28 protein-coding genes are annotated in these 25,583 nt (G+C 36.3%); 8 read left to right on the top strand and 20 right to left on the bottom strand.

The genetic code is table 11. The features are described from left to right. Window positions 1-48 precede the first annotated feature (48 nt). Complete coding sequence (locus LB454_RS01455; protein WP_224462531.1) at window positions 49-462, top strand: hypothetical protein; 414 nt, start codon at window positions 49-51, stop codon at window positions 460-462. Between the two features lie 69 nt (window positions 463-531). On the opposite strand, the gene LB454_RS01450 is transcribed toward LB454_RS01455, so the two are convergent. The 5 genes from LB454_RS01450 to recF form a co-directional block, all read right to left on the bottom strand. Beyond that, a complete protein-coding gene (locus LB454_RS01450) occupies window positions 532-1,341 on the bottom strand; it encodes a hypothetical protein (protein WP_224462530.1) in 810 nt (269 codons plus the stop codon). Window positions 1,342-1,421: 80 nt separating this feature from the next. Then, window positions 1,422-2,639: a bifunctional alpha/beta hydrolase/OsmC family protein gene (locus LB454_RS01445; protein ID WP_224462529.1), complete on the bottom strand. Its 1,218-nt coding sequence runs from the start codon at window positions 2,637-2,639 to the stop codon at window positions 1,422-1,424. Between the two features lie 4 nt (window positions 2,640-2,643). After that, window positions 2,644-2,943, bottom strand: coding sequence for a DUF721 domain-containing protein (locus LB454_RS01440; RefSeq protein ID WP_224462528.1), 300 nt, complete (start codon window positions 2,941-2,943; stop codon window positions 2,644-2,646). Further along, window positions 2,933-3,358: a hypothetical protein gene (locus LB454_RS01435; protein WP_224462527.1), complete on the bottom strand. Its 426-nt coding sequence runs from the start codon at window positions 3,356-3,358 to the stop codon at window positions 2,933-2,935. Before LB454_RS01435 ends, LB454_RS01440 begins: the two co-directional genes overlap by 11 nt. Then, window positions 3,348-4,442 (bottom strand): DNA replication/repair protein RecF, encoded by a 1,095-nt coding sequence (gene recF / locus LB454_RS01430; protein WP_224462526.1) that lies wholly within the window; start codon window positions 4,440-4,442, stop codon window positions 3,348-3,350. Before recF ends, LB454_RS01435 begins: the two co-directional genes overlap by 11 nt. 144 nt (window positions 4,443-4,586) lie before the next feature. On the opposite strand from recF, the gene LB454_RS01425 reads away from it, so the two are divergent. The 7 genes from LB454_RS01425 to LB454_RS01395 all read left to right on the top strand — a co-directional run bounded on the left by LB454_RS01425 (window position 4,587) and on the right by LB454_RS01395 (window position 10,775). After that, complete coding sequence (locus LB454_RS01425) at window positions 4,587-5,354, top strand: tetratricopeptide repeat protein (protein WP_224462525.1); 768 nt, start codon at window positions 4,587-4,589, stop codon at window positions 5,352-5,354. 2 nt (window positions 5,355-5,356) lie between these two features. Then, window positions 5,357-5,866 carry a 6,7-dimethyl-8-ribityllumazine synthase gene (ribH, locus tag LB454_RS01420; protein WP_224462524.1) on the top strand — a complete coding sequence of 170 codons (510 nt, stop codon included), beginning with the start codon at window positions 5,357-5,359 and terminating at the stop codon, window positions 5,864-5,866. 88 nt (window positions 5,867-5,954) lie between these two features. Next, window positions 5,955-6,248 (top strand): hypothetical protein, encoded by a 294-nt coding sequence (locus LB454_RS01415; protein ID WP_224462523.1) that lies wholly within the window; start codon window positions 5,955-5,957, stop codon window positions 6,246-6,248. A 3-nt stretch (window positions 6,249-6,251) separates the two neighbouring features. After that, entirely contained in the window at window positions 6,252-8,099 is a 1,848-nt protein-coding gene (gene mutL, locus LB454_RS01410; RefSeq protein ID WP_224462522.1) for a DNA mismatch repair endonuclease MutL, read from the top strand. Then, on the top strand, window positions 8,100-8,852 hold the full coding sequence (locus LB454_RS01405; RefSeq protein ID WP_224462521.1) for a rhomboid family intramembrane serine protease: 753 nt from the start codon (window positions 8,100-8,102) through the stop codon (window positions 8,850-8,852). Between the two features lies 1 nt (window position 8,853). Further along, window positions 8,854-9,738, top strand: coding sequence for a rhomboid family intramembrane serine protease (locus LB454_RS01400; protein WP_224462520.1), 885 nt, complete (start codon window positions 8,854-8,856; stop codon window positions 9,736-9,738). Window positions 9,739-9,743: 5 nt separating this feature from the next. Next, entirely contained in the window at window positions 9,744-10,775 is a 1,032-nt protein-coding gene (locus tag LB454_RS01395) for an endonuclease/exonuclease/phosphatase family protein (RefSeq protein ID WP_224462519.1), read from the top strand. Here LB454_RS01395 and LB454_RS01390 read toward each other — a convergent pair. The 15 genes from LB454_RS01390 to LB454_RS01320 form a co-directional block, all read right to left on the bottom strand. Beyond that, complete coding sequence (locus LB454_RS01390; protein ID WP_224462518.1) at window positions 10,765-11,397, bottom strand: WbqC family protein; 633 nt, start codon at window positions 11,395-11,397, stop codon at window positions 10,765-10,767. The two genes, LB454_RS01395 and LB454_RS01390, sit on opposite strands and share 11 nt — an antisense overlap. A gap of 2 nt (window positions 11,398-11,399) precedes the next feature. Further along, the gene (gene lepB / locus LB454_RS01385) at window positions 11,400-12,968 is read right to left on the bottom strand and encodes a signal peptidase I (RefSeq protein ID WP_224462517.1); all 1,569 of its coding nucleotides are present in this window, start codon (window positions 12,966-12,968) and stop codon (window positions 11,400-11,402) included. Window positions 12,969-12,979: 11 nt separating this feature from the next. Next, complete coding sequence (gene dapB, locus LB454_RS01380) at window positions 12,980-13,696, bottom strand: 4-hydroxy-tetrahydrodipicolinate reductase (RefSeq protein WP_224462516.1); 717 nt, start codon at window positions 13,694-13,696, stop codon at window positions 12,980-12,982. Further along, window positions 13,697-14,284, bottom strand: coding sequence for a DUF5683 domain-containing protein (locus LB454_RS01375; RefSeq protein ID WP_224462515.1), 588 nt, complete (start codon window positions 14,282-14,284; stop codon window positions 13,697-13,699). It lies immediately after the preceding gene. Next, window positions 14,274-15,176 (bottom strand): ParB/RepB/Spo0J family partition protein, encoded by a 903-nt coding sequence (locus LB454_RS01370; RefSeq protein WP_224462514.1) that lies wholly within the window; start codon window positions 15,174-15,176, stop codon window positions 14,274-14,276. The genes LB454_RS01375 and LB454_RS01370 overlap by 11 nt, the downstream gene beginning before the upstream one ends. Before the next feature lie 4 nt (window positions 15,177-15,180). Beyond that, window positions 15,181-15,945: a ParA family protein gene (locus LB454_RS01365; RefSeq protein WP_224462513.1), complete on the bottom strand. Its 765-nt coding sequence runs from the start codon at window positions 15,943-15,945 to the stop codon at window positions 15,181-15,183. 88 nt (window positions 15,946-16,033) lie between these two features. Further along, on the bottom strand, window positions 16,034-16,915 hold the full coding sequence (locus LB454_RS01360) for an SDR family oxidoreductase (protein WP_224462512.1): 882 nt from the start codon (window positions 16,913-16,915) through the stop codon (window positions 16,034-16,036). Between the two features lie 64 nt (window positions 16,916-16,979). Continuing rightward, complete coding sequence (menA, locus tag LB454_RS01355) at window positions 16,980-17,894, bottom strand: 1,4-dihydroxy-2-naphthoate octaprenyltransferase (RefSeq protein WP_224462511.1); 915 nt, start codon at window positions 17,892-17,894, stop codon at window positions 16,980-16,982. Window positions 17,895-17,898: 4 nt separating this feature from the next. Further along, the gene (gene purB / locus LB454_RS01350) at window positions 17,899-19,236 is read right to left on the bottom strand and encodes an adenylosuccinate lyase (RefSeq protein ID WP_224462510.1); all 1,338 of its coding nucleotides are present in this window, start codon (window positions 19,234-19,236) and stop codon (window positions 17,899-17,901) included. A gap of 112 nt (window positions 19,237-19,348) precedes the next feature. Further along, window positions 19,349-20,026: an SIR2 family NAD-dependent protein deacylase gene (locus LB454_RS01345; RefSeq protein WP_224462509.1), complete on the bottom strand. Its 678-nt coding sequence runs from the start codon at window positions 20,024-20,026 to the stop codon at window positions 19,349-19,351. A 5-nt stretch (window positions 20,027-20,031) separates the two neighbouring features. Then, complete coding sequence (locus LB454_RS01340; protein WP_224462508.1) at window positions 20,032-20,802, bottom strand: carboxypeptidase-like regulatory domain-containing protein; 771 nt, start codon at window positions 20,800-20,802, stop codon at window positions 20,032-20,034. A gap of 64 nt (window positions 20,803-20,866) precedes the next feature. Beyond that, window positions 20,867-22,627 (bottom strand): DEAD/DEAH box helicase, encoded by a 1,761-nt coding sequence (locus LB454_RS01335; RefSeq protein WP_224462507.1) that lies wholly within the window; start codon window positions 22,625-22,627, stop codon window positions 20,867-20,869. A 68-nt stretch (window positions 22,628-22,695) separates the two neighbouring features. After that, complete coding sequence (rdgB, locus tag LB454_RS01330) at window positions 22,696-23,268, bottom strand: RdgB/HAM1 family non-canonical purine NTP pyrophosphatase (RefSeq protein ID WP_224462506.1); 573 nt, start codon at window positions 23,266-23,268, stop codon at window positions 22,696-22,698. Next, window positions 23,265-24,596: a DUF58 domain-containing protein gene (locus LB454_RS01325; RefSeq protein ID WP_224462505.1), complete on the bottom strand. Its 1,332-nt coding sequence runs from the start codon at window positions 24,594-24,596 to the stop codon at window positions 23,265-23,267. Before LB454_RS01325 ends, rdgB begins: the two co-directional genes overlap by 4 nt. Then, window positions 24,596-25,582 carry an AAA family ATPase gene (locus LB454_RS01320; protein ID WP_224462504.1) on the bottom strand — a complete coding sequence of 329 codons (987 nt, stop codon included), beginning with the start codon at window positions 25,580-25,582 and terminating at the stop codon, window positions 24,596-24,598. Before LB454_RS01320 ends, LB454_RS01325 begins: the two co-directional genes overlap by 1 nt. Window position 25,583 lies beyond the last annotated feature (1 nt).

The raw sequence follows: 25,583 nt of genomic DNA, 5'->3' as shown, positions 1-25,583 counted from the left end.
AACCCACTGAATTCCGTTACTTTTGTAACTTAACTTAAATTATATTTTATGAACGCTAAATTTAATATCCCAGTTTTAATAATATTATTAATTTTTGTTTCATCCTGTGCAACAAAGGTAGATTTTCCTGTTTCTAAAACAGTACCAGAGGCTAATGTAACAGCAAAAGTAAAAAAGGATGGTAATGATAATTATAAAATAGACCTTAAGGCTGAAGATCTTACCTCTCCAGAACGGCTAGATCCTTCAAGAGAAATGTATGTAGTTTGGATAGAAACAGCAAGAGGAACCAAGAACATTGGTAAATTGAACATATCCAGCGGCATGTTTTCCAGTAAAAGGAAAGGCTCATTAAGCACAACCACTGCCTTTAAACCAAGTAGAATTATAATTACTGCTGAAAATACTTCTACCAACAATGAACCTGGTACTTTCATTATTGTTTCTTCGGAAAATTTCTAAGAATTGCCAAACTGTAAGCATAAAAAAAGCCTCGCTATTGCGGGGCTTTTTATTTAAAAATATATAATCCTATTTTTCTAAAGTTACAGTTCTAGTAACCGAATTGAATGGACCTGGAATTGGCTCCATATTATTGTCAACCAACGTAAGTTGTATTCTATTTTCACCCATTGGCATATTTTCAATGACATGAGGTCTCCATTCTGTAATTAAGTAATCTTCTCCTTCATTCACGGTGACTTTTACTTTATTTCCATCCTCACCTAACTCGGTGTTGACAAGGAAGAAGTCAAGAAGCACCTTTTTGGTATCCTCCCCTTTATAAGTACCTTTTGGTCTACTATAAAAAAGGTGCTGCTTGGAAAAATCAACATCCATTTGTTGGTCTTCTGAAGGATTTCCAGCTCTTATTTTTTTCACTACAAAAGAACTTTCATTCTTTACAGCTTCATGGTATGATCTGGATAAAAATGCAAGTAATACGTGATCACCCTCTTCTATTTCCTTACTAAACTCGCTTTCATAATGAGCTGAGTAAGGTCCATTATCTAAAATGAAATGAATGTGCTGACCTTTACCAGAATTGGCTAAGCCATTTTCACCAGCATTTTCTGTCTGAGCTCCTAATTCGTAGTTTTCTACAGAAAAATTGAAATCTACAGATCCAGCTTCAACTTCTATCGTTTCTCCACCTGGGTGAGACAAACTGGCTTCAGGGAATTCTGGGGAGCCTTCCATAGGAGTTATGGTTACAATGGTATCTGTAACACCAACAGCTTCTGTATTTTCTTTTTCCTCTTTATCTTTCTTTTTTCCATCATTACATCCTACAACCAGAAGTAATCCAAGAACAAAAGTTAATAAGCTTATTTTTTTCATGAGTTTTGATTTAATGTTTGATGTAAATTTAGCTTAAATACTAAGGTCACTCAAATTTAAACATTACCTTAACATTACTTTTAGTTTAATAGTTCTGAAGTGATTTCAATGTCAGAATGTAGCGTTTTATGCACAGGACATCTATCCCCAATCTCAAGCAATCGTTTAATCTGAGACTCATCCAAATCTCCTTTGATTTCAATTCTCTTGGTTATAAAATCTTTTTGCGTGGATTTTCCGTCTTCTTTTTCAATTTTCCTCTTTTCGTGATCTATATGCACCTGTACTTCATCAAGTTCCCATTTTTTGTGTCGGGCATAAACATGCAGAGTCATGGCAGTACACTCAGCTAGTCCTGCCGTGAGTAAATCGTAAGGGGCAGGTCCAAAATTTGAACCTCCGTGATCTTCAGGTTCATCACCTATCATTTCGAAATCCCCTACCTTAAGGTGTGTGGTAAATTTGTCTTCATTTCTAAGAACTGCTGCAGATTGACTTTCTGAAGATCCTGCTTTGTTAGCACTTTTTGAAATGTCTAAGTAATTGGAGGCCCAGTGTCCAATTAAGCTCCCAATGTAAGATGCATCTATATTCTCGTTCATAAGGTGGTCTGCTTTATCTAAACTAATGAAGCTTTTAGGATGATGTGACCATTTATACAACTCTTCAGCATTTTCAATTCCCACAATAGTATCCTGTGGAGAGTGCATGATCAAGTAGGGTTTTTTGAGTTCTCCCAGAAATGATTTTGTGTCCTTAGCTTTAATGTCGTCAAGAAAATGCTTTTTAATTTTGAAATCTCTACCACCAATATTAATGAGTACAGAATCGTCATCTTTTACAGAGTCTTCTTTTGCATTGGATGTTATTAAATTTTCAACATGAGAGGGTTGTGAGGGACTCGCAATAGTTGCTATGGCTTTGATATTGTCCAGCTGTTTTGCAGCAAATAAAGCGGCTGTTCCACCAAGAGAGTGGCCTATAATTAAAGCTGGAGCTTTATATTCTTTTTCAAGAAATTTTGAGGCTTCGAGCAGGTCTTCCACGTCATGAGAAAAATTGGTGTCTTCAAACTCTCCATCACTTTGCCCAAGTCCTGTAAAGTCAAATCTCAAAACTGCAATTCCTAGTTGGGTAAGCGCTGATGAAATTTCCCTTATGACTTTTAAATTTTTACCACAGGTAAAGCAATGTGCGAAAATTGCAAATTCCTGCGGGTATTGTTTATCTGGTAACTGAAGCCTTCCTACCAGTTCTTCTCCCTTTCTATTTGGAAACCTTACTTTTTTAACTCCCATAGTTTTATCTTAAAATTAATTTAGAAATCAGTTTTTTACCCAAACTCTCATTGAGTGTTTTTATGATTTTCTCCTTTCCATAACTCAATTCTTCTCTCAATGTTGAAGAAGACAAATGTACTGTAAGGGTGTTATTTCTGAATTTGATTTCGTTTGTGTAATTTTTTATCGCTGGACCTAGTTGCGTCATCCACGCATTTTCAACATCCACTTTGTCCAAGCCTGGGTTCAATCTATGTTTGCTTTTGAAGATTTCCATCAAGTCTTTCATAGACTGTTCTTCATTCGCTCTTTTATTCTTCATCTAAGTCTAGGTTATTTGGTTCGTGTCTTTTGTAGGTGTAAATAAAGTTTTGTTTGTTTTTTACAACAAATTTATCATCTTCTATGCTTAATAGAGTCTCCGTCCAAGTGTCGTAATCATTTTCGTATACTAACACCAGACTGTCTTTTGAATCCTGAATTTTGAAATATTCTCGGTTTTGAGAAGATTGATAGTTTCCTAATAAGCTGGGTTGCATCTTTTTTCTAAAACCTGTAGAATCTTCAATTTTAAAATAATCTACCATTTGATTCATTTTATAAGACTTATCTCCGTAGGGAGTTTCTGCCTTTTCAATTTCCCAAAATCCATTGAGTTTTGAAATGTCTTCTGCGTCAGGTTTCGATTGGCAAGCAACCAGGACAACCAGGCTAAAAAGTAAGAGTTTATACTTCATATTCTAAATTTATCATTTTATAAGCAGTTGCATTCTTCTTTACAACTTCCTCGGTTCTTTCGGGGTGAGTATCGCTAATACACATCTGACCAAGTTCTGCATTGGTGACCATTTTTACAATTTGTGATACTCGATCTTCATCTAGTTTATCAAAAATATCATCCAAAAGCAAAATAGGCTTAACTCCGTAGTGTGATTTTAAAAAATCATACTGAGCAAATTTTAAGGCTATCAAATAGGATTTTTGTTGGCCTTGAGAGCCAAACTTTTTAACTGAATGTGATTTTATTTTAAAAATAAGATCATCTTTATGTGTGCCAAAATTGGAAAACTGACGCTGTAAATCCGTCTTGAGACCAGATGTTAAGATTTCTTCAAAAGTATCTTTCTCATTAAATTGGCTTCTGTATTTCAGACTGATATTTTCTCTGGAATCGCTTATTTCTTCATATCTTTTTTGAAGAATAGGTGTAAATTCTTCAATAAATTCTCTTCTTTTTTCAAAAATGACCTGACCTAGTTCGATGATTTGATCATCATAAACCTCAAGGCTTGTCTTGTCATAAGTACGATTAGCTGCAAAATATTTAAGAAGTGCATTACGCTGAGACAAGACTTTATTGTAATTTAATAAGGTATTTAGATACAATTTGTCACCTTGGGAAATAACTCCATCCATAAATTTACGTCTGGTTTCACTTCCTTCCAAAATCAAATCTCTGTCGGTAGGAGAGATGATGACCAGCGGGATTGTTCCTATATGGTCGCTTATTTTCTCATAATCTTTCCCGTTTCTTTTAATGATCTTGCGTTGCCCTTTTTTGAAAGAAGTGATAATTTTCTCAGACTTTTCACCATTTATAAAATCTCCTTCCAGCATAAAAAACTCTTCACCATGTTTCACATTTTGACTTGTAATCGGGTTGAAATAGCTTTTGCCAAAGGCCAGATGATAGATGGCATCGAGGATATTGGTCTTTCCTATTCCATTTTTACCTACAAAGCAATTTATTTTAGAATCGAACTCTAAGGTTAGCTGTTCAAAATTTTTATAATTGATAAGAGATAATTTTTTTAAAATCATGTGATAACTTCAATTTACTTTAGCCGTGTATACAGGGGTTTTTTCTTCTGAATTCATTAAAAGTTGAAATGTAAAAATATCAAATAAATAGTGTATTGTATATGGAATAAAATTATATTTTTGCCCCTTGAATAAAATACAATTATGGCATCATACAAGAAGAGAGGTTACAAACCAAATAATAAAGCTGAACGTGAAGAGCAGGTTGAAAAAGAATCAACAACAGCTGAAGTATTTAACACATTAGATGAAGGCGCTAGTTCAACCGAACAGTTTTTGTCTAAATATCAAAAACCTATTTTTGGTGTCATCATCGCTATAGCTGTTGTCATCCTTGGATTCTTGGGTTATCAGAAATTTATCCAGGAGCCAAATGAAGCTGAAGCTGCTAATGAAATGAACCAGGCACAGCAGTTTTTTGATTCTGCAATTGAAGCCTCTGGTAGTCAACAAGATTCTTTATTTACCAGGTCACTACAAGGGGGAAATGGGAAATTTGGATTTGAAGACATAGCATCCAGTTATAGTGGAACAAAAGCAGGGCAACTTGCCAATTACTACGCAGGCATTTCTCATTTAAATTTAGGAAATTACCAGGAAGCTATTGATTATCTAGACAAATTTAATGTTGATGATGAAATTTTAACCCCACTGGCTAAAGGATCTATTGGAGATGCTTTTGTTCAGTTGGATCAACCTGAGGAAGCGTTAGATTATTTTGAGCAAGCTGCCAAAATGCGCACAAACGAGTTCACAACCCCAAAATTCCTATTGAAAGCTGCAATCACTGCAATCAGTCTTAAAAATGGCAAAACTGCCAAAAAGCATTTAGAAAGAATTAGTGATGAGTTTCCAAATTCTGCAGAAGCTAAAAATATAGATGTGTATTTAGGACAAGCAGAAGTTCTTTAATTATGGCAACTTCTGAAAAAAACCTTTCTGATTATAATAAGGATCAACTTCCTGACGCTAAAGACATGAAAATTGGCTTTGTGGTTTCAGAATGGAATCCAGATATTACTGAAAATCTTTTTCAAGGTGGTTTTGATGCTTTGATTGAAAATGGAGCCATCAAAGAGAATATTGTAAGATGGAATGTTCCAGGAAGTTTTGAGCTGCCATACGCTTGCAAGAAAATGCAAGAAAGCTTTGATATGCTTGATGCTATAGTTGCTGTTGGAAATGTAATTCAAGGGGAGACCAAACATTTTGATTTTGTGTGTCAAGGATTAACTCAAGGTATCATGGAATTGAATCTAAAAGGTGATATTCCTGTTATTTTTTGTGTGTTAACAGACGATACAAAAGCTCAATCTGAAGCCCGATCTGGTGGAGTTCACGGGAACAAAGGAACCGAAGCAGCCATAGCAGCCATTAAGATGGCTCAGCTTAGAAAAGATGCAAAATTCTATAAAGCAGACTAGCTTTTTTTAGAAAATTTCCTTTTTTAAATAAGGGTTATCCTCTAAGAATTGATGGATTTTCTTTAATTTTGAAGATTCAGCAAAAATTATGTTTAAACTCAAATCACTTAAGCTTCGGAAGAATTCCAGATACAATTATACTCCCAGGTATTATAAGGGGAAAGATACTGGAAATCCCTATAGTTTTGATTCTAAATTTGCTAAGTACAAAGAGACGCATAATAGTGTTGATTTTGGTTCTCACTGGGCGGAGGCAAGAGAGAACTCTAGACATAGAGGGAATCGAGGTATCAATAGAACAGTTATACTCATAGCACTTATTTTAACTTTTATCTTTTTATGGATCATCGATTTTGATCTGTCAATTTTTTCCTCAAAATAGTCAATGAATAGCATCATTCACTTACTGCCAGACCATGTTGCAAATCAAATAGCCGCTGGAGAAGTCGTTCAACGTCCTGCCTCTGTGGTGAAAGAACTTTTGGAAAACGCTGTAGACGCTAATGCTTCGTCTATAACATTGCTGGTAAAGGAGGGAGGTAAAACTTTGATTCAGGTTATAGATAATGGTTCTGGAATGGGAGATACAGATGCTAGGCTATCTTTTGAGCGTCACGCTACTTCAAAAATCAATACTGCCGAAGATTTGTTTCGTCTTCATACCAAAGGATTTCGAGGAGAAGCATTAGCCTCTATTGCAGCTGTGTCTCATGTGGAGATGAAAACCAAAACTGAGGATGAAGACCTTGGGTCTCATCTTATCATAGAAGGTAGCCTTATGGTGCAACAGGAACCCTGCGTAACTCCTGTAGGGACTTCAATTTCTGTTAAAAATCTTTTTTTTAATATCCCTGCACGTCGTAATTTTTTGAAATCTACAACTGTAGAGCAAAAGCATGTTATTGATGAATTTCAAAGAGTTGCTTTGGTACATCCTTCTATTGCTTTCAAACTGATTCATAATGGAAGTGAACTATTTAATCTTCCAGTCGCTAACCACAGACAACGTATTGTAGGTGTTATGGGAGCTAAAACCAATGAGAAGCTGGTTCCTGTAAAAGAAGAAACGGATCTGATAAAGTTGACAGGCTTTGTTGGCAAACCTGAGTTTGCAAAAAAATCCCGAGGAGAACAGTTTTTCTTTGTCAACGATCGTTTCATAAAACATCCTTATCTACACCATGCGGTTTCAAGTGCTTTTGAAGGCTTGTTAAAAGATAAAGCCTACCCGTCTTACTTCTTGTATTTGCAAGTTGATCCAAAGTCAATAGATATTAATATACATCCGACAAAAACAGAAGTAAAATTTGATAATGAACATGCTATTTATTCCATATTAAGAAGTAGTGTAAAGCATAGTCTTGGGCAGTTCAACGTTTCTCCAGTTTTGGATTTCAATAAAGACTCGAGCATGGATACGGATTATACTCAGCATAAAACGGGTGCCAAAATTCCTTCAATTGACGTGGATAGAAATTTCAATCCTTTTGAGTCTGAGATGAAAATGAACCCTACATCTAAAAATACAGGTACATTCAAATCAAAATCGACTGCCAACTGGGAATCTCTTTACACTGAAGCCTCAAATCACGAAACTGATTTGATGAATATAGAAGTTGAAAGTGAATCGGTTTCACCTTCACTTTTTCAACGAGAATTATCTAGTTACCAGTCTTCGGGCACCTTTCAGCTTCAGCGTAAATATATTATTACTTCTACTAAATCAGAAATGCTCATTATAGATCAACATCGAGCGCATTTTAGAATTTTGTATGAAGAGCTATTAAAAAATATCACGGCTCAACCTGCATTGAGTCAGCAGTTGTTATTTCCATTAAAATTACAGCTAGATACCAATGAAATACGGGTGTTTAAAATTTTAAGAGAAGCATTGGTCAACGCTGGTTTTTCCATATCAGAATTGGGAGAAGATTTTGTAAAGATCAATGGAATACCAAACCGTTTGCCTGAAAGTGAAACTTCAATTCTATTGGATCAGCTATTATCGGATTTCGAAAATGACATTCCAGATTCTGGGTTTGATCAAACCGATAGATTAGCTAAATCCTTGGCACAGAGTATGGCAATCAAAAATGGAACAGTCCTTCAAAAGGAAGAGCAAACAGAACTTGTAAATCTGTTATTTTCTTGCAAAGAACCTATGCTAACTCCACTAAATCGTTTAGTTTTCGTAAAACAATCTGCTGCAGATTTCGACAAAAAATTTATGTAAATGGGAAGGATCACCGAAACGGTCAAAGTCTTATTAATCGCTAACATTATATTTTTCTTTGGAGCAAATTATTTAGGAGATTATGCCTATAAAATATTTGCTCTATGGTTTCCAGAAAATCCAAACTTTGGGTTTTGGCAAATCATCACTCACATGTTTATGCACGGGAGTTTTTCTCATATCCTGTTCAATATGTTTGCATTATACATGTTTGGCAGTTTGCTGGAACAGTATTTAGGTCAAAGCAAATTTTTATTTATCTATTTTTCTGCTGGCTTGGGAGCTGCTGGTTTTCAGATTTTATTTAGTTATATAGGTTTTAATGAAGCCTATAATGCCTACATTGATGCAGGAGTAAGTCCAGATGAAATTTCTCAAATGTTTGAAAGCGTAAGATCCACGGGGGAGTATCGTGTATATTCTTCTATTCCTAAAGATGTCAGTAATCAGTTATTTAGTAATTACCTTACGCCTATGGTAGGCGCATCCGGGGCTATTTTTGGAGTACTTGCTGCTTTTGCTGTTGTATTTCCAAACCTCCCTTTGTATATCATTTTTGTTCCTATTCCTGTAAAAGCAAAATATTTAATTGGAGGATATTTCCTCATGAACCTTTTTTCTGCTGTAACTGGAGTAACTTTACTGGGTCCTTCCAACACAGCTTATTGGGCACACATTGGGGGAGCCGTTATTGGGTTTATCACCATGTACTACTGGAAGAAAAATTCGTTTAACGAAAACAGATGGAATTGATATGGACTGGAAACAAAAATTAGCCTATAAATACAATACAGCCGATACTTTAGAAAAGTTGATCGGTATCAACGTTGCTTTATTCATCCTTACATTTGTTTTTAGAACACTTGGATTTTTATTTCAAATTCCAGCTGATTTCTTTGTTGAGTGGCTGGTTTTTCCAAAGAGTCTTGTGGAATTAGCTTATAAACCGTGGACCATTATTACTTATGCTTTCATGCATTCGGGTATATTTCACATTCTATCCAACATGTTGATCATGTACTTTTCTGGTAAATTCTTCCTAACTTATTTTTCAGGAAGACGCATGCTCAATTTATATTTTCTTGGCGCTGTCTTTGGAGCACTCATTTTCACGTTAAGCTATAATTTACTTCCTGCTTTTAGCGGTACTGGAAGGTCTTATTTAATAGGAGCATCTGCATCTGTAATGGCAATTCTTGTTGCTACGGCTACTCAAGCCCCCAACTTGCAGGTGAGATTGTTCTTTCTTGGAAATCTTAAACTTTGGTGGATCGCCGCTTTTCTGGTGGTGCTGGATGTAGTTCAAATTCCTTTGTCTAATCCTGGTGGACACCTAGCTCATCTTGGAGGTGCAGGAATAGGATACCTTTATATTACTCAGCTTAACAAAGGAAATGATATTGGAGCCTGGTTACAAACTATTACAGATTGGTTTGCTGATTTTTTTCAGCCAAAATCAAGAAAAAGCAACATGAAAACTGTCCATAAAAATTCTAAGAAAACACAGTCCTCAACTACAAGTAGAACTGATAAACAAAAAAAGATCGATCAAATTCTTGATAAAATAAGTAAAAGTGGGTACGATAGCCTTTCTAAAGAAGAGAAGGATTTTTTATTTAAAGCTGGTAAAGACATGTAATTGTCATGAAGTCAAAGCTCAATTTCTTTCAAAAAGTAATTTTTACTTTTAATGTCTTTTTTGCAATTTGTTTGCTGGTTGCCTACATTTTGCCCTTTGTGCCACCAAAATTTTCTGCGTTTCTTTCTATTCTGAATTTAGGGCTGCCAATATTTATGCTCATCAATCTTGCTTTTGCACTGTATTGGATCCTAAGATTGAAGCTGCATTTTATACTTTCTGCCCTTTTAGTCCTGTCTGGATATTCCTATATAAGTAAAATCATCGTGTTGAATGATTTACCCGAAACCATGTCTGAAAACACATTGAAAGTGATGAGTTATAATGTGCGGTTGTTCAATGAATACAATTGGATTAAAGAAGATAATGTTGAAAAGAAAATATCAGCTTTTGTAACTGATGAAGCTCCGGATGTTGTTGCTTTTCAAGATTACCTGAAAGTTGATGGACTTCAGATGGAAAATTATCCACATCGATTTGAAAAGTTTAAAACCGAAACTTCCAAAATTGGAATTGCTATTTTCAGTAAACATAAGATTGTGAACAGAGGGACTATTGACTTTCCAAACACTCACAACAATGCAATTTTTGCTGATGTTTTGGTTAATGGAATGACCATTAGAATTTATGCTGTTCACTTGGAATCGCTTAAAATTATCCCAGATGTTAAAGAGCTCCAGAAAGAAAATCATCAAAAGCTCATAAGCAGAGTAGGGAAGTCTTTTATAAAACAACAAGAGCAGGCCAAAATGCTTACAGATAATTTCCAAACCACAGACTTGCCCAAAATCGTTTGTATAGACATGAATAATACTCCATTTTCCTTTGTGTCCAGCAAACTTTTAGAACACAACATGGAAGATGCTTTTATAGAGTCTGGAAAGGGTTTAGGTAAGACTTTTGATTTTGATTTTTTGCCTCTTAGAATTGATGCTATTTTCAATGAGAAAAGTATTGAAAACGTCGGTTTTAAAAACTATGATATAAAACTTTCTGACCACTATCCTATAATGGCAAGCTTTAATCTCAATCCGTAAGCTTTTGAGATTGTAAATAATCAAGAGCAGAAGGTCCTTTATTAAACAATAAATCTAAGATACTCAGATTGGAAATATAGCCGAATTTGGTTTGAAAAACTTGAATGTATTCTTCAAGTTCTGCGCCAGGACTTCGTTTAGAATTTACGAGCTGTCTTTGGTCATTATAGCCTTCAGGAGTCAACTCAAACAGTTCAGTAAATTTAAAGTCAAAGTTAAGATTAAGACATTCGAAAACAATTTCCATGCACTTTAAATTGAAATCCATTAAAAATGTTGCTTTATTTTCAAATAAGCCAACAAATTCATCTTCATAAAATTCAAAAAAAGGCGATGTCCTGTAAGCCGCCTCCAAAGATTTCCAGTGTAAACGCTGCCACTTAAAGGCATTTTCAATTCGGATATCTTTATATTTTTGATGTTTATCGGTTTTATTTTCTCTATGTTTTATAGGAACATTCAGCAGTAATTTTCCATTTGCTCCATAGATATATTGGCGGGTTCTGTACGTTTGTTTTTGATAGTTATCCTGCTTTTCCATAACCACTACTTCAGATTGAGCAATGACGGCATACAAATCTATAGGGCCAAAATAACAGGGGTGGGTCAGAACTGGTTTCAAATTTATTTTTTCTTTTTGATGAAATAATTATAACCTATGATGAGTACAAGTCCAATGAGGAAATAAACGAAGTAGGAGGTGGGTTTACCTTCTCCTCCAACAGTAATAAATAAACGTTCCCACCTAACCTTGTCCGTAAGACTTCTAGCATTTCCATCCAAACTCATCCAGACAAAAACGGGTTTACCCACTACGTGATTTTGTGGAACATATCCCCAATATCGACTATCTTCACTATTGTGGCGATTGTCACCCATCATCCAGTAGTAGTCCTGCTTGAAGGTGTATTCATCTATTGGACTTCCATTAAGGTAGACTTGTGAGCCTTTGACTTCCAATGTATTTTCAATACCCATTTCGGAGCCCTCATAAACTTCTATAATTCTACGGTAGAGTGAAAAAGTTTTAAGATCAAGTTTAACCTTAGCACCTGCTTTTGGAATATAAATAGGCCCCATATTGTCCTTATTCCAGTCAACTTTATTATTGTTCGGAAAGATTTTAGCCTCAGCTTCTCCTTTAGGAGAGATAATGCGCTGTACAGATTTTACATTGGGATGATTTTTAAATTTGGCTAAATTTTCTTCGGTGATAGCGTTGACTTGATAAAGATTTCGCTCTCTGTCTACCCACTGCAGGCCATCGGTAATCCCATAAATTTCAATTAGACTCTGCATATTAAAGCCTTGACCTTTACCTTGGACGAGGTAAGAATATTGTGGTTTTGCGCGATCCGGAAGTTGTAGTGCTGACTTATTGACGTAAATCTTGCCATCTATTATTTCTAAAGAATCTCCTGCAACACCAACAGCACGTTTCACGTAATTAGATTTTTTATCTACGGGCTTGTCATAATGTCTACCAGACTTATCCCTAAACATTCTTACTGTGTCTATTGGCCAGTTGAAAACAACAATATCATTACGCTGAACGTTTTGAAAACCTGGTAGCCTCATATAAGGCAACTGTGGCGACTTAGTGTATGATTTGATCCCTAGGCCTGGTATAGTATCATGGACCATAGGAAAAGATACAGCTGTTTGCGGTAGTCTAGCTCCATAGTGAAATTTACTCACGAACAGAAAATCACCAACCAGCAACGTCTTTTCCAGAGAAGAGGTTGGTATCGTGAAAGGCTGCATAATATAGGTATGTACAATAGTTGCTGCAACTACTGCAAACAGGATGGAACTCACAAAATCTCCTGACTTGGATTTTGCCTTTAGACTTCTGTTTTCTATGTATTCATGTTTTGTAAAATAATTAATATAATAGGTATACAAACCAAGTGTGACCAATTCTAAAATAGTATCTGTAGTCGAATTTCTACCAAAACTTCTTGCAGTTTCAACCCATATTACAGGGAACATAATTAAATTTACAATTGGAATAAAAATTAAAAACACCCACCACCAAGGTCTATTAATAATTTTAAATAAAATAATAGCGTTATACACTGGAATTGCAGCTTCCCACCATTTTCTACCTGCACTTTGGTAAAGTTTCCAAGTTCCAAAAAAATGAATAACTTGGATAATGATGATGAAAAGTAGTATATCAGAGAAAGACATAGGTAATCAGATTAAGTTGGTGAATTGAGTCGAAGTACGTCTTTCATAGAATAAACGCCTTCACTTTGATTTAGTATCCATTCTGCAGCGACAACGGCGCCATGAGCGAATCCTTTTCTAGATTTTGCATTATGTGAAATTGAAATAGTATCTATATCAGAATCATAAGTGACATCATGAAATCCAAATACGCCCTCTTCTCTTTCGGCTTCAATATCAATTGAAGAATCCTCTCTTTTAGGTGGATGATTCCAGCTGGAATAATTTGTTTCTTTTATAATTTGTTCTGCCAGGCTTATAGCAGTACCACTAGGCGCATCTTTCTTTTCCAAATGATGAACCTCTTTCAGTTTGACGTCATATTCTTTCAATCCAGACATCATTTTGGAGAGGTAAGAATTCAATTCAAAAAACACATTGACACCTACACTAAAGTTGGAGGCGTATAAAAATCTTCCAGAATTGGATTTACAAATTTCTTCAGCCTCTTCAAATTTATCCAGCCATCCTGTAGTTCCTGAAACAATAGCAATATTATTATTTAAACAAGCAGAAATATTGGTATAAGCAGCTTCAGGTATGCTAAAGTCTATTGCAACATCGGCTTGTCTAAGTTGTTTGAGATCCAACTGGCCCGACGAGATGTAAACAATCTCGTGGTTTCTAGATTTTGCAATTTGTTCAACGGTTTTACCCATTTTACCATATCCGAGTATAGCGAGTTTCATTTAATTTAATTTAAAATTCAAAGTTAAGCCATAGTCTATGTTTCCACTCAAATAGTTGGGCTCAAAGTTAGGTCGAAGTGATAGGTCTTTAGACACATCAAATTGTCTTAGGTGAGCATCAACGTTTGCATCCACTATATTCAATAGATAGAAGGCTACAGTAGCCAATATGGCAAATTCTTTATTTTGTCTGAATTGTTTCTGGGCATTGATGAGGCCATCATTTTCCAGAATATCCTGAAATTCATCATCTGTAAAACCTGCCAATCTACGTTTGTAAGCATCGCGGTAGCGATTGTATTCGGTATCATTTTGAATCACCAAATAAAGACTAGTTCCAATACCTGCATATACTAAAGGAATTTTCCAGTAGCTGCCATTGTAAGCTTGGCCTAAACCTGGCAATATAGCAGAGTAAAAAGCGGATCTAGCTGGAGCTAGAGGATCGTAAAGATCTAGCTTGAAAGCATCATTGGTAGAAGTCATTGTACTTTGGATGGTTAAGCTATCTTGATCCTGTTCTTGCGCCAAAGTCAAAAAAATACTTCCAAGAGCAAATACAAGCGAGTAGAAGAAATTACGAGTCACCTTGTATTAATTTTTTGATTCTTTGGAAATCTTCGTCAGAAGAAAATGGAACAATCAATTTTCCGTTACCTTTTTTATTGACTTTCAATTCTACTTTTGCACCAAAATAAGAAGAGATTTGCTTCAGAGCTTTTTGTTTTTTCTCATCAACTTGAGGGGTCTTTTTGTCTTTAGATTGTTTTGAACCGTCCTGAATGCGTCTTACTAAAGCTTCTGTTTCTCTTACAGAAAGCTTGTCTTTAAGAATTCGCTCATAGACTTCAAGTTGAATATCCGTACTGTCCACATTGATGAGCGCTCTTCCGTGTCCCATGCTCAAAAAACCGTCTCTCATGCCCGTTTGGACTATGGGATCCAATTTCAAAAGCCTTAAATAGTTGGCAATCGTAGATCTGTTTTTACCTATTCTTTCACTCATTTCTTCCTGAGTCAAATCAATTTCATCGATGAGACGTTGATAAGAAAGGGCAACTTCAATAGGATCAAGATCCTGACGTTGTATATTTTCAACAAGAGCCATTTCCAGGGACTCCTGATCATTGGCAATTCTTATGTAGGATGGAATAGTTTCCAGTCCAAGCATTTTGGAAGCTCTGTAACGACGTTCTCCAGAAACCAGCTGGTATTTATTAAAATCTAGTTTTCTTACAGTAATGGGCTGTATAACTCCAAGTTCTCTAATAGAAGAAGCTAATTCTTTTAAAGCATCTTCACTAAAACTGGTTCTGGGCTGAAAGGGATTGACCTCTATTGCTTCCAGACTCAGCTCAACGATATTACCTACTACTTTGTCTGCATTTTTATCTTCTGCAGATTTAATATCATTCTCGGGATCATTTAGCAAGGCTGAAAGCCCTCTTCCTAAAGCTTTTTTCTTTGTCGTTTTGGCCATGAACTTAGTTTGACTTTTTTATAATTTCTTCGGCTAGGCTTAAATAATTATTGGCTCCTTTACTAGCTGCATCGTATTTAATGATACTTTCTCCATAACTTGGAGCTTCGCTTAAACGTACATTTCGTTGTATAATTGTTTCAAAAACCATGTCATTGAAGTGTTTTGTCACTTCTTCAACAACCTGATTAGAGAGTCGTAACCTAGAATCGTACATGGTTAAAAGTAAACCTTCTATACTTAATTGCTGATTATGGATCTTTTGAACACTTTTAATGGTGTTTAATAATTTTCCGAGACCTTCAAGGGCAAAATATTCACATTGAATTGGAATCAAAACTGAATCAGAAGCTGTTAAGGCGTTTAGCGTAAGCAATCCCAGAGAAGGCGCACAATCAATAAGAATATAATCAAACTTATCTTTGATAGGCATTAAAGCGTCTTTAAGCATATACTCACGTCTTTCCATGTCTACCAGCTCGAGCTCTATGGCCACAAGATCTATGTGAGAAGGAATCAATTCCAAATTTGGTGAATCGGTTTCCATAATTGCTTCTTCCGCATGTTTGGTATGTTCCAAAAGCTGGTATGTACCTATCTCTACAGATTCGATATCAATACCCAATCCAGAAGTAGCATTGGCTTGTGGATCTGCGTCAATAAGAAGTACCTTTTTTTCTAAAACCCCTAAAGCTGCTGCCAGGTTTACTGCAGTTGTTGTTTTACCAACACCTCCTTTTTGGTTTGCAATCGAAATTATTTTACCCATTAAAATATCTGAATTATGAGTTGTAAAATTACAATTATTTATGGCATACAAATATGCCTAATCTATTTATGAAATTTAAAATTTGAATCTAACCCTTCTTTTGGGCGCGAATCATTTGTTCCAGCTGATCCCACATCTCCGGTGTTACCATCTCAAGCAAATTGAATTGCCCGGCACCTTGCAGCCACTCACCACCATCTATAGTGATCACTTCTCCATTGAGGTAATGCGCAAAATCTGAAACCAAATAGGCCGCCAGATTAGCTAGTTCCTGATGATCACCTACACGCTTTAAGGGTACTTTTTTAGCTAAATCAAATTTTTCTTTAAGTTCTCCAGGCAATAATCTATCCCAAGCTCCCTTGGTTGGAAACGGTCCTGGAGCAATGGCATTAAATCGGATCCCATATTTTGCCCATTCTACAGCCAGTGACCTTGTCATGGCTAGAACACCTGCCTTGGCAGTTGCGCTAGGTACAACATAGGCAGACCCAGTCCAGGCATATGTGGTCACAATGTTCAACACGGTTTTGTTTGTTTGTTTTTTATCGATCCAATATTTCCCTAAAGCTAAAGTGCAGTTTTTGGAACCTTTTAAAACAATATCAATAATTGTGTCAAAGGCATTTGCTGAAAGTCTTTCAGTTGGAGAAATGAAGTTTCCAGCTGCATTATTAAGTAAAATATCTACTTCACCAAATGCATCATGCGCTTTTTCAATCATCGTTTCTACTTCTTCATAATGCCGGACATCACACTGTACCGGCAAGCATTTGCCTTTGGTTTCCTGTTCTAGTTCAGATGCAGTTGTCTTTAATTTTTCAAGATTTCTACTCGTGATGACCACATGAGCACCAAGTTCAAGAAAGTATTTTGTCATAGATTTTCCAAGGCCACTTCCGCCACCAGTCACTATTATAGTTTTGCCTTCCAAGGCGTCATCACGTAACATTTTCTTTTTAAAATCCATCAGATGTTTTTTTCTCAATTTACAAATTTATGTTTCAAAGTCAAGTTTCAAATTATTCTATTTTTCAATTGCTGAATAATAGAACAATAAAGAACGATAGTGAAAGGGCAAACGTACTTAAAGCTACTTTCTTAAGTTCAGGGTCCAATACTCCCGGATCTTTATATTGTGTAATCTTCTTTAAGTGAATGGCTAAAGGCACAAAAGCTAAAAATGGTAAAAAAATAAAACCAGATTCATCTGCCAGGTAACTTATACTAAAAATGAGTAAACTCAAAAATGATATCAAGATAAGACTGGAATGATAAACTTTTGCAAATCGCTTTCCGAAGATGACTACCAGCGTTTTTTTATTTGAGTTTCTGTCGCTGTTTTCGTCTCTCATATTATTTAAGTTGAGAACAGCGCTGCTCAGTAATCCAATACTTATAGCTGGAAGAAGTAACCAAAAGTCAATCGTTTTGGTCATCAGGAAATTAACGCCAATTACGCTTACTAATCCAAAGAAGATGAACACAAACAAATCTCCAAGACCTCTGTAGCCATAGGCAGAATTTCCAACGGTGTACTTGATAGCCGCTGCGATGGCTGAAGCGCCCAGCACGATGAAGACCAAACTCAGAATAAAATTATCCTTTCTGAAACTGATGTAAATAAGAGCCAGGGCAAGCAAAGCTGTAATAAGTGAGGTGAGAATTATACCTTTCTTCATCTCTTTATCGGATATGACACCACTTTGTAGAGCCCTCATTGGACCAATCCGTTCATCATTATCTGTTCCTTTTACACCGTCACCATAGTCATTGGCAAAATTGGAAAGAATTTGTAAACCCAAAGTTGTCGCCATGGCCAGCCAAAATATTTCAGCATTAAAGTCACCGGAAGGAAATGCTAGTGCAGATCCTACAAGTATTCCAGATAAGGAAAGGGGTAAAGTGCGTAATCGCGCTGCAGAAATCCAGGCTGCGGTTTTACTCATAGTCTTAAATTCCTGTATAGTTGGATGGCGTAATTGCCCTTAGTTCAGCTTTAACGGTTTCAGAAACTTCTAAAGAATCTATAAATGTAGAAATACTTTCTTCATTTATCTTTGAATTGGTTCGCGTTAACCCCTTCAAAGCTTCATAAGGATTTTCAAAATTTTCACGTCTTAGAATTGTTTGGATCGCCTCTGCAACTACAGCCCAGTTATCATTAAGATCTTTCTCAATCTTATCCACATTTAAGACAAGTTTATCCAGTCCTTTTGCTGTGGACTGTAAAGCAATTAACATGTGACCCAAAGGAACGCCGATGTTTCTCAAGACAGTGCTATCCGTTAAATCTCGTTGTAGACGACTTATTGGTAATTTTGCTGAAAGGTGCTCCAGCAAAGCATTGGCAATGCCTAGGTTTCCTTCAGAATTTTCAAAATCAATAGGATTTACTTTGTGTGGCATTGCAGAAGAACCTACTTCTCCTTTTTTGATTTTTTGTTTGAAATAATCCATGGAAACGTAGCTCCAGATGTCTTTATCAAAATCCAATAAAATGGTATTAATACGCTTCATAGCATCAAAACTTGAAGCCATATTATCATAATGTTCTATTTGAGTTGTAGGGAAGGAGTGCTTTAGCTTCAATCGTGTTTCTACAAACTCTTTTCCAAAGGCTTTCCAGTCGATGTCTGGATACGCTACTTTATGAGCATTGAAATTACCTGTGGCTCCACCAAATTTAGCTGATGATGGAACTTTTAAAAGTTGACTTAATTGTTCCTGTAGTCTCACAACAAAAACCTCAAATTCTTTTCCTAAACGGGTAGGCGAGGCCGGCTGACCGTGAGTTCTGGCTAGCATAGGAACTTCAGCCCACTCTTCAGCTTTAGCTTTTATACCATTGATTACTTTTTCCAATTCAGGAATATAAATCTCATGAATAGCTTCTAATAAGCTTAATGGTACTGCTGTGTTGTTGATATCTTGTGAAGTCAGTCCAAAATGAATAAACTCCTTGGATGTTTTCAAATTTAAATCATCCATTCGCTCTTTGATGAAATACTCTACAGCTTTTACATCGTGATTGGTCACCTTTTCAATCGATTTGATGTGTTTGGCATCTTTAAGACTAAAGTCCAAATAAATTGATCTTAGGCTTGGGTACAATGCACTATCTACCTCCTTAAGCTGAGGAAGCGGTAACTCACACAAAGCAATAAAATATTCTATTTCTACACGTACTCGGTATTTGATCAAAGCGTGTTCGCTGAAATATTGACTTAGAGACTGTGTTTTGGAAGAATAGCGCCCATCAATTGGGGAAATGGCATCAAGAGAATTCATGAATTCAAATTTAATTTTGCCAGCAAATATAAGCTTTCATGACCATATTCTTAAGCTATACAGATTTACTTTTTAAGGAAAACTTACTTTTGAATATGCTTTAGACTCTTCTTTAGTCAAGAAGTTCATCGACTACTTTTTCAACACCAGTTGTAGCATTTTCAGCATAAATGTGAATGTGCTGAGAGGATTGAATACTTGGACTTGGATCGATAAAATAAATAGGAGTATTCTCTGGAGCAAAATCGATAAGTCCTGCCGCAGGATAGACTTGCATAGAAGTCCCAACAATGATAATAATATCGGTTTGCTGAAGGATTTGAATTGCTTTGTCCATCATAGGAACTGCTTCGCCAAACCAGACCACATGGGGTCTTAGTTGATGATCTTTTTCATTGACATCTCCAAGTTTTAAGTCTTCAGTCCAGTCATAGATTAAAGATTCATCGTGAACACTTCTGGCTTTCATCAGTTCGCCGTGAAGGTGAGTTACCTTAGAGCTGCCAGCACGTTCATGCAAATCGTCTACATTTTGAGTAATAATGTCTACTTCAAATTGCATTTCGAGATCCACTAAACGCTTGTGAGCATGATTTGGAGAAACTGTTTTTAATTGTTTTCGCCTTTGGTTGTAAAAGTCAAGGACTAATTTTGGATTTTGTTCAAATCCCTGCGGAGTTGCGACTTGCATCACATCGTGACCTTCCCAGAGCCCATCATGGTCTCTAAAGGTTTTAACACCACTTTCTGCGCTTATGCCTGCTCCAGTAAGTATGCTGATGTGTTTCAAAACGCTTATCTATTTATGGCTCTGTATTCTTCGTAACAGCTACTTATGGCATCCAGAACCTGTAGGTCGTTAGCTGTAGTTACAAAATCACGGGAATAATTACATCTGTCCAAAACTTCATCTATATCGTCTTTACTAATCTGTAAAACAGCTGAAAGTGTCTCTCTGTCGTATTTGTCTTGTAGGATTTCTTTGATGCTTTCGTTCATCTTCATCTTCCGTAAGCGACGCATTTGTTGATCCTTTTTACTGAAGGTCTTGTAGAGTAAATCCGCTGGATTGGAAATGGATTGTAAAACTTTAGAAATTGCACTTCTCTGATAATTACCACCTTCGTAAGCGTAATCTAAACCAGAAATACTATATCTATAGTTATCATAAATAGGAATATTTTTTGCGTCAATTTCTAGATATCCAGTTAGTTGAATTTCTTGTAATTTAACTTCTTCTAGAGCAATAGCCGATTCAGTCATTTTAACTTTGACGTCACCAAACTTTACCCAGTCTTCTGTGATTTTCACCTGTATAGACCGAAATCCAAGATAGGACAAATACAATGTATCATTGATGTTTGCTTTAACTTGAAATTCGCCATCTTTGTTAGTAGTAGATCCTTTTACTGTATTGATATTGACAATATTCACATTCTCCAGGGGCTTATCATTAGAGGCATTGATAACAACACCAGAAATGGTCTCTAACCCAGAGTCCTGACCCCAACTTAGCATCGACGTCAAAAAAACTAATAAAAAGGCTGATATATGTTTAAAACTCATATGTTAAAAGTAGTCATTTCGATACAATACTTTAGCATCGAAATGACTTTTTTTAAGACTTAGTTTAGCTCTTTTTTCTTCTTCTTTCAAAAGAACTTTTCACGCTAGAACCACCTGATTTTTTTCCTTTAAAATCTGAAGACTTGTTTTTATCAAAACGTTTTCTAGGCTTGCGATCTCCACGGTCGCGACCTCCGCCACCACCTTTTCTTCCGCCACCACTTTTCTGATCTTTTGTGATTTCAACATTCACATGTCTGCCTTTCAGCATAAAAGTATCAAATGTGCTTTGTACTTTTTCTACATCATCTGTAGCTACATTAAAGAAAGAGAATGTATTTTTCACATCCACTTTAGCCACACCATCACGGTCTAGATTCAATTGCTCTTTCAAGAAGTCTTTCATAGACATCCAGTTGAAGCCATCTTTCTCCCCAATATTGATAAAGAAACGGGTTTCATCACCATAATCCTTACCAGACGAATAAGCTTCGTCTGCAGAATGCTGTACAATTTTTGGAGCGTTTTTATAGTAATTATGGAATCTTGTAAATTCGACAGAGAAAAATTTCTTGATAATATCTTCTTTACTCAAATCTTCAAATTGGGCTTCCAAATCTGGAATAAAAGAATCTATCTCATGATTGATTTCCGTGTTTTTAATTTCATCAGCTAAATGAAATAACTGGCGTTTGCAAATTTCTTCACCAGAAGGTAATTCTTCCTGAGTAAATTTTTGACCAATGATTTTTTCTACCTGGCGAATCTTTCTTACCTCACTTTTAGTCACAATCACTAAAGATTTACCTTCTTTTCCAGCACGACCTGTTCTACCACTACGGTGAGTGTAGGTTTCGATTTCGTCTGGGAGTTGGTAATTGATCACGTGTGTGATGTCATCTACATCAATACCACGGGCAGCCACATCGGTTGCGACAAGCATTTGGATTTGTTTCTTTCTGAAACTATTCATCACCATGTCTCTTTGAGCCTGGCTCAAATCTCCGTGAAGGGCAGAAGCGCTATAGCCGTCTTCAATTAATTTTTCAGCTACTTTTTGAGTATCTCTTTTGGTCCTACAAAAGATCACTGCATAAATATCTGGATTTGCATCTACTACACGTTTTACCGCACTGTAGCGATCACGACCACCTACGATGAAGTATTCGTGACTTACAGATTTGGTCGAAATATTTTTCTGGCCAACTGTAATTTCTTTAGGGGTTTTCATGAATTTTTTAGCGATCATCGATACCTCTTTTGGCATCGTTGCACTAAATAACCATGTGTTTTTTTGGTCTGAAGAATGCGATAAAATCTCTTTAATATCTTCAAAGAAACCCATATTCAACATCTCATCGGCTTCGTCAAGAATACAAATGTTGATGTTGGAAATATCGATAATGTTTCTCTGGATCATATCTTTCATACGTCCAGGAGTAGCCACAATAATTTGTGCGCCTCTCTTTATCTGCTTGGCCTGGTCTGTAATACTAGCTCCACCATAAACTGCAACTGTGTTGAGATTTTGGTAGTATTTCGCATACTGCTTCAACTCGTTGGTGATTTGCATACACAACTCACGCGTTGGAGAAAGAATTAAACCTTGTGTTTTTTTGGAATTAAGGTCGATGTTCTGAATTAATGGAAAACCAAATGCTGCGGTTTTTCCTGTACCTGTTTGGGCTAGCGCTACCATATCGGTAGGCTCTTCGAGTAAGACAGGAATCGTCTGTGCCTGTACCTCACTCGGGGACTCAAATCCTAAATCTTGGATCGCTCTCAAGATTTCAGGGCTTAAGCCTAATGATTCAAATGTAGTCATAAGTAATTTAAAAATAGGTGCAAAGGTACGTATTCCTAAACTGCTTATGAGTTGTATTTGTTTTTATTTTAAGCTTTTAGGAATTCTATGAGCTTTTGGAAGGCTAACCCCCGATGACTAATTTTGTTTTTTTCTGATGCAGGCATTTCTGCAAAAGTTTTTGAATAACCGCTGGGTTTGAAAATCGGATCATAGCCAAAACCAGCATTTCCAGCAGGTACTTGAGTGATTTCACCCTTGCAAATACCAGTAAATTCTCGGTCTTGAGCTCCATCTTTAAAGACAATAACAGTTTTAAATTGTGCCGACCTGTCTTCTTTGTTTTCCAGTTCTTTCAATAACTTTAATTTGTTGGCTTCGTCGCTTTTTTGCTCACCAGCATATCGTGCTGATTTGACGCCAGGCTTTCCGTCTAAAACTTTCACTTCCAGACCCGTGTCGTCTGCAAAACAAGGAAGATTAAATAACTTTGAGACAGCTTCGGCTTTTATTCTAGCATTGGCTTCAATAGTATCTCCATCTTCTATGATCTCCTCATGATAATTCATATCCGATAAAGATTTAATCTGAATATGATTTGGTACCAATCCTTGAATTTCCTTGACTTTATTGGGGTTATGCGTTGCAAAAATGAGTGTCATATAAGTCCTCTGGCTTTGATTTCTAAATATTTATTGATGGTGTTGACCGATAAATCCTTGGGTTTGGTTAGAACAGTCTGTATTCCATTTCTTTCCAGTTCTTTCACCATCAGTTGTTTGTTGTAGATAAATTCCTGAGCAATGGTTTTTTCATAAATTTCGGTCAGTTTTGTGGTTGACCTTGTGGCAATTTCATCCAGTTCTGTATTTTCAAAGAAAATAACTACCAAAAGATGAGATTTAGCAAGAGCTCGAAGATAGGGGAGTTGCCTTTTTAAACTGGTAATGTGTTCAAAATTGGTGTATAGCATCAACAAACTTCGTTGAGTGATTTTCCTTTTGCTATGTGCGTAAAGTCGATTAAAATCTGACACCAGAAAATTAGTGCTGATGCCATATAAAGTTTCCAGCAAGGTATTCAAGTGTGTTTTCTTTGAATTGGCAGGCACAAAATTCTCGATGGAATCTGCAAAGGTGAGCATGCCTACTTTATCTTTTTTCTTTAAAGCTATATTGCTGAACGCTAAAGAAGAGTTGATCGAATAATCCAAAAGTGAAAGTCCTTCAAAAGGCATTTTCATGACTCGACCTACGTCGATGATGTTATAGATAGGCTGAGACTTTTCATCCTGATACTGATTGACCATCAGGCTGTTGTGCTTGGCAGTTGCCTTCCAGTTGATGGTACGGATGTCATCACCAATCACATAATTTTTGATTTGCTCAAATTCCATGGTATGCCCAATCTTTCTTATTTTTTTCATACCATACTGACTCATTTTTTGGTCGATGGATAGAAAATCTAAAGCACGCATTTGAATGAATGATGGATAGACTTTTACCTCAGCTTCATTTTCGAATCTGTAACGCCGCTTGACTAATTTAGATTTGGTACTGATGTAACAATTGAGGTATCCAAATTTGTAAACTCCTCGTTTTAAGGGTGTTAGGATGTAATTGTAATCGCGATTGGATTTGGCTTCTATCAATAGAACTTTTAAAAAATCTCTCTTTTGAAATTGTTCCGGGATTTCATCAATGATTTCAAGATAAATGGGGAAGGCGTAATTATTGTCGAAATGAAGTTCAACAGTATTGGCGTCGCTATTGGAAAACTTTTCTGTTAAGATTCTTTCCGCCATGAATTTTTTTCCATTAAATAGCCTGAACATCTCTATCAATAAAATGCCGATAAATATGATAAGTAAGCCAGTACTGATAACAAACAGACTTTCAAACCAAAAGGAAAGCAAATAAAGCCCCGATAAAGCATACAAAATCGTATACACCAGTTTGCCGAAATAAAGAGAAGCTAAAAATTGACGCACTACCTTGGGATTTCTACAGATTTCTGAATAAGATCAATGACTTGTTCAGGCGTTGTGCCTTCCATCTCTTTTTCTGGTGACAGAATGATTCTGTGGTTCAAAATAGGTTTTAAACTCAACTTGACATCTTCTGGAGTCACAAAATCTCTTCCCTGGATGGCTGCAAAAGCTTTGGCGACTTTCAAAATCGATAAGGAAGCTCTGGGAGAACCCCCAAGCAGTAGATGAGGGTGTTTTCGTGTCTGTAATACAACCTCAGCGATGTAGTCAAAGATTTTGTCTTCCACCACGATATCATGAATCTGATCTCTAAACTTCAGTAAAGTCTCCACATTCATAACAGTTTCAATTTGTTCTAAAGGCAAACCAGCTTTACGCTGATGCTGAAGTTTTAAAATTTGAACTTCCTCTTCAAGATTGGGGTAATCAATTTTTAACTTGAATAAAAAACGGTCTAGCTGGGCTTCTGGTAAAGCATAAGTGCCTTCTTGTTCGATTGGATTTTGCGTGGCAATGACCATGAATGGTGGAGGCATTTTATATTCCCTTCCATCCATGGTGATTTGTTGTTCTTCCATGACTTCAAACAAAGCTGCCTGAGTTTTGGCAGGCGCGCGGTTGATTTCATCGATCAATACAATATTTGAAAAGATAGGTCCTTTTTTAAATTCAAAATCAGATTGATCTGCTTTTAAAATAGAGGTACCCAAGACATCGCTCGGCATGAGATCGGGTGTGAATTGAATTCTATTAAATTCAGTATTAATGGATTTAGCAAACAGTTTTGAAGTAATGGTTTTAGCAATTCCCGGAACGCCTTCAATGAGCACGTGACCATCGGTTAATAAACCAACGATAAGTAGTTTTACAAACTCATCCTGGCCTACGATTACTTTTGCCAATTCTTTGCTGATGGCCTCTACGGAAGATTTTAGCTCTTCTAAAGGGATTCTATTGTTGAATTCTAGTGAATTTTCGTCTTGCATA

It is taken from the genome of Psychroflexus montanilacus, from assembly GCF_020164535.1.
GTDB classification, from domain to species: domain Bacteria; phylum Bacteroidota; class Bacteroidia; order Flavobacteriales; family Flavobacteriaceae; genus Psychroflexus; species Psychroflexus montanilacus.
Note: the sequence above shows the minus strand (reverse complement) of the source record. Positions and strands in the feature narration are given on the sequence as shown.

What these genes read in the sequence shown, in the direction of transcription:
- LB454_RS01455 (WP_224462531.1), top strand. Translation starts at nt 49, where the DNA reads ATGAACGCTAAATTTAATATCCCAGTTTTAATAATATTATTAATTTTT.
- LB454_RS01450 (WP_224462530.1), bottom strand. Translation starts at nt 1,341, where the DNA reads ATGAAAAAAATAAGCTTATTAACTTTTGTTCTTGGATTACTTCTGGTT.
- LB454_RS01445 (WP_224462529.1), bottom strand. Translation starts at nt 2,639, where the DNA reads ATGGGAGTTAAAAAAGTAAGGTTTCCAAATAGAAAGGGAGAAGAACTG.
- LB454_RS01440 (WP_224462528.1), bottom strand. Translation starts at nt 2,943, where the DNA reads ATGAAGAATAAAAGAGCGAATGAAGAACAGTCTATGAAAGACTTGATG.
- LB454_RS01435 (WP_224462527.1), bottom strand. Translation starts at nt 3,358, where the DNA reads ATGAAGTATAAACTCTTACTTTTTAGCCTGGTTGTCCTGGTTGCTTGC.
- recF (WP_224462526.1), bottom strand. Translation starts at nt 4,442, where the DNA reads ATGATTTTAAAAAAATTATCTCTTATCAATTATAAAAATTTTGAACAG.
- LB454_RS01425 (WP_224462525.1), top strand. Translation starts at nt 4,587, where the DNA reads ATGGCATCATACAAGAAGAGAGGTTACAAACCAAATAATAAAGCTGAA.
- ribH (WP_224462524.1), top strand. Translation starts at nt 5,357, where the DNA reads ATGGCAACTTCTGAAAAAAACCTTTCTGATTATAATAAGGATCAACTT.
- LB454_RS01415 (WP_224462523.1), top strand. Translation starts at nt 5,955, where the DNA reads ATGTTTAAACTCAAATCACTTAAGCTTCGGAAGAATTCCAGATACAAT.
- mutL (WP_224462522.1), top strand. Translation starts at nt 6,252, where the DNA reads ATGAATAGCATCATTCACTTACTGCCAGACCATGTTGCAAATCAAATA.
- LB454_RS01405 (WP_224462521.1), top strand. Translation starts at nt 8,100, where the DNA reads ATGGGAAGGATCACCGAAACGGTCAAAGTCTTATTAATCGCTAACATT.
- LB454_RS01400 (WP_224462520.1), top strand. Translation starts at nt 8,854, where the DNA reads ATGGACTGGAAACAAAAATTAGCCTATAAATACAATACAGCCGATACT.
- LB454_RS01395 (WP_224462519.1), top strand. Translation starts at nt 9,744, where the DNA reads ATGAAGTCAAAGCTCAATTTCTTTCAAAAAGTAATTTTTACTTTTAAT.
- lepB (WP_224462517.1), bottom strand. Translation starts at nt 12,968, where the DNA reads ATGTCTTTCTCTGATATACTACTTTTCATCATCATTATCCAAGTTATT.
- dapB (WP_224462516.1), bottom strand. Translation starts at nt 13,696, where the DNA reads ATGAAACTCGCTATACTCGGATATGGTAAAATGGGTAAAACCGTTGAA.
- LB454_RS01370 (WP_224462514.1), bottom strand. Translation starts at nt 15,176, where the DNA reads ATGGCCAAAACGACAAAGAAAAAAGCTTTAGGAAGAGGGCTTTCAGCC.
- LB454_RS01365 (WP_224462513.1), bottom strand. Translation starts at nt 15,945, where the DNA reads ATGGGTAAAATAATTTCGATTGCAAACCAAAAAGGAGGTGTTGGTAAA.
- LB454_RS01360 (WP_224462512.1), bottom strand. Translation starts at nt 16,915, where the DNA reads ATGGATTTTAAAAAGAAAATGTTACGTGATGACGCCTTGGAAGGCAAA.
- menA (WP_224462511.1), bottom strand. Translation starts at nt 17,894, where the DNA reads ATGAGTAAAACCGCAGCCTGGATTTCTGCAGCGCGATTACGCACTTTA.
- purB (WP_224462510.1), bottom strand. Translation starts at nt 19,236, where the DNA reads ATGAATTCTCTTGATGCCATTTCCCCAATTGATGGGCGCTATTCTTCC.
- LB454_RS01340 (WP_224462508.1), bottom strand. Translation starts at nt 20,802, where the DNA reads ATGAGTTTTAAACATATATCAGCCTTTTTATTAGTTTTTTTGACGTCG.
- LB454_RS01335 (WP_224462507.1), bottom strand. Translation starts at nt 22,627, where the DNA reads ATGACTACATTTGAATCATTAGGCTTAAGCCCTGAAATCTTGAGAGCG.
- rdgB (WP_224462506.1), bottom strand. Translation starts at nt 23,268, where the DNA reads ATGACACTCATTTTTGCAACGCATAACCCCAATAAAGTCAAGGAAATT.
- LB454_RS01320 (WP_224462504.1), bottom strand. Translation starts at nt 25,582, where the DNA reads ATGCAAGACGAAAATTCACTAGAATTCAACAATAGAATCCCTTTAGAA.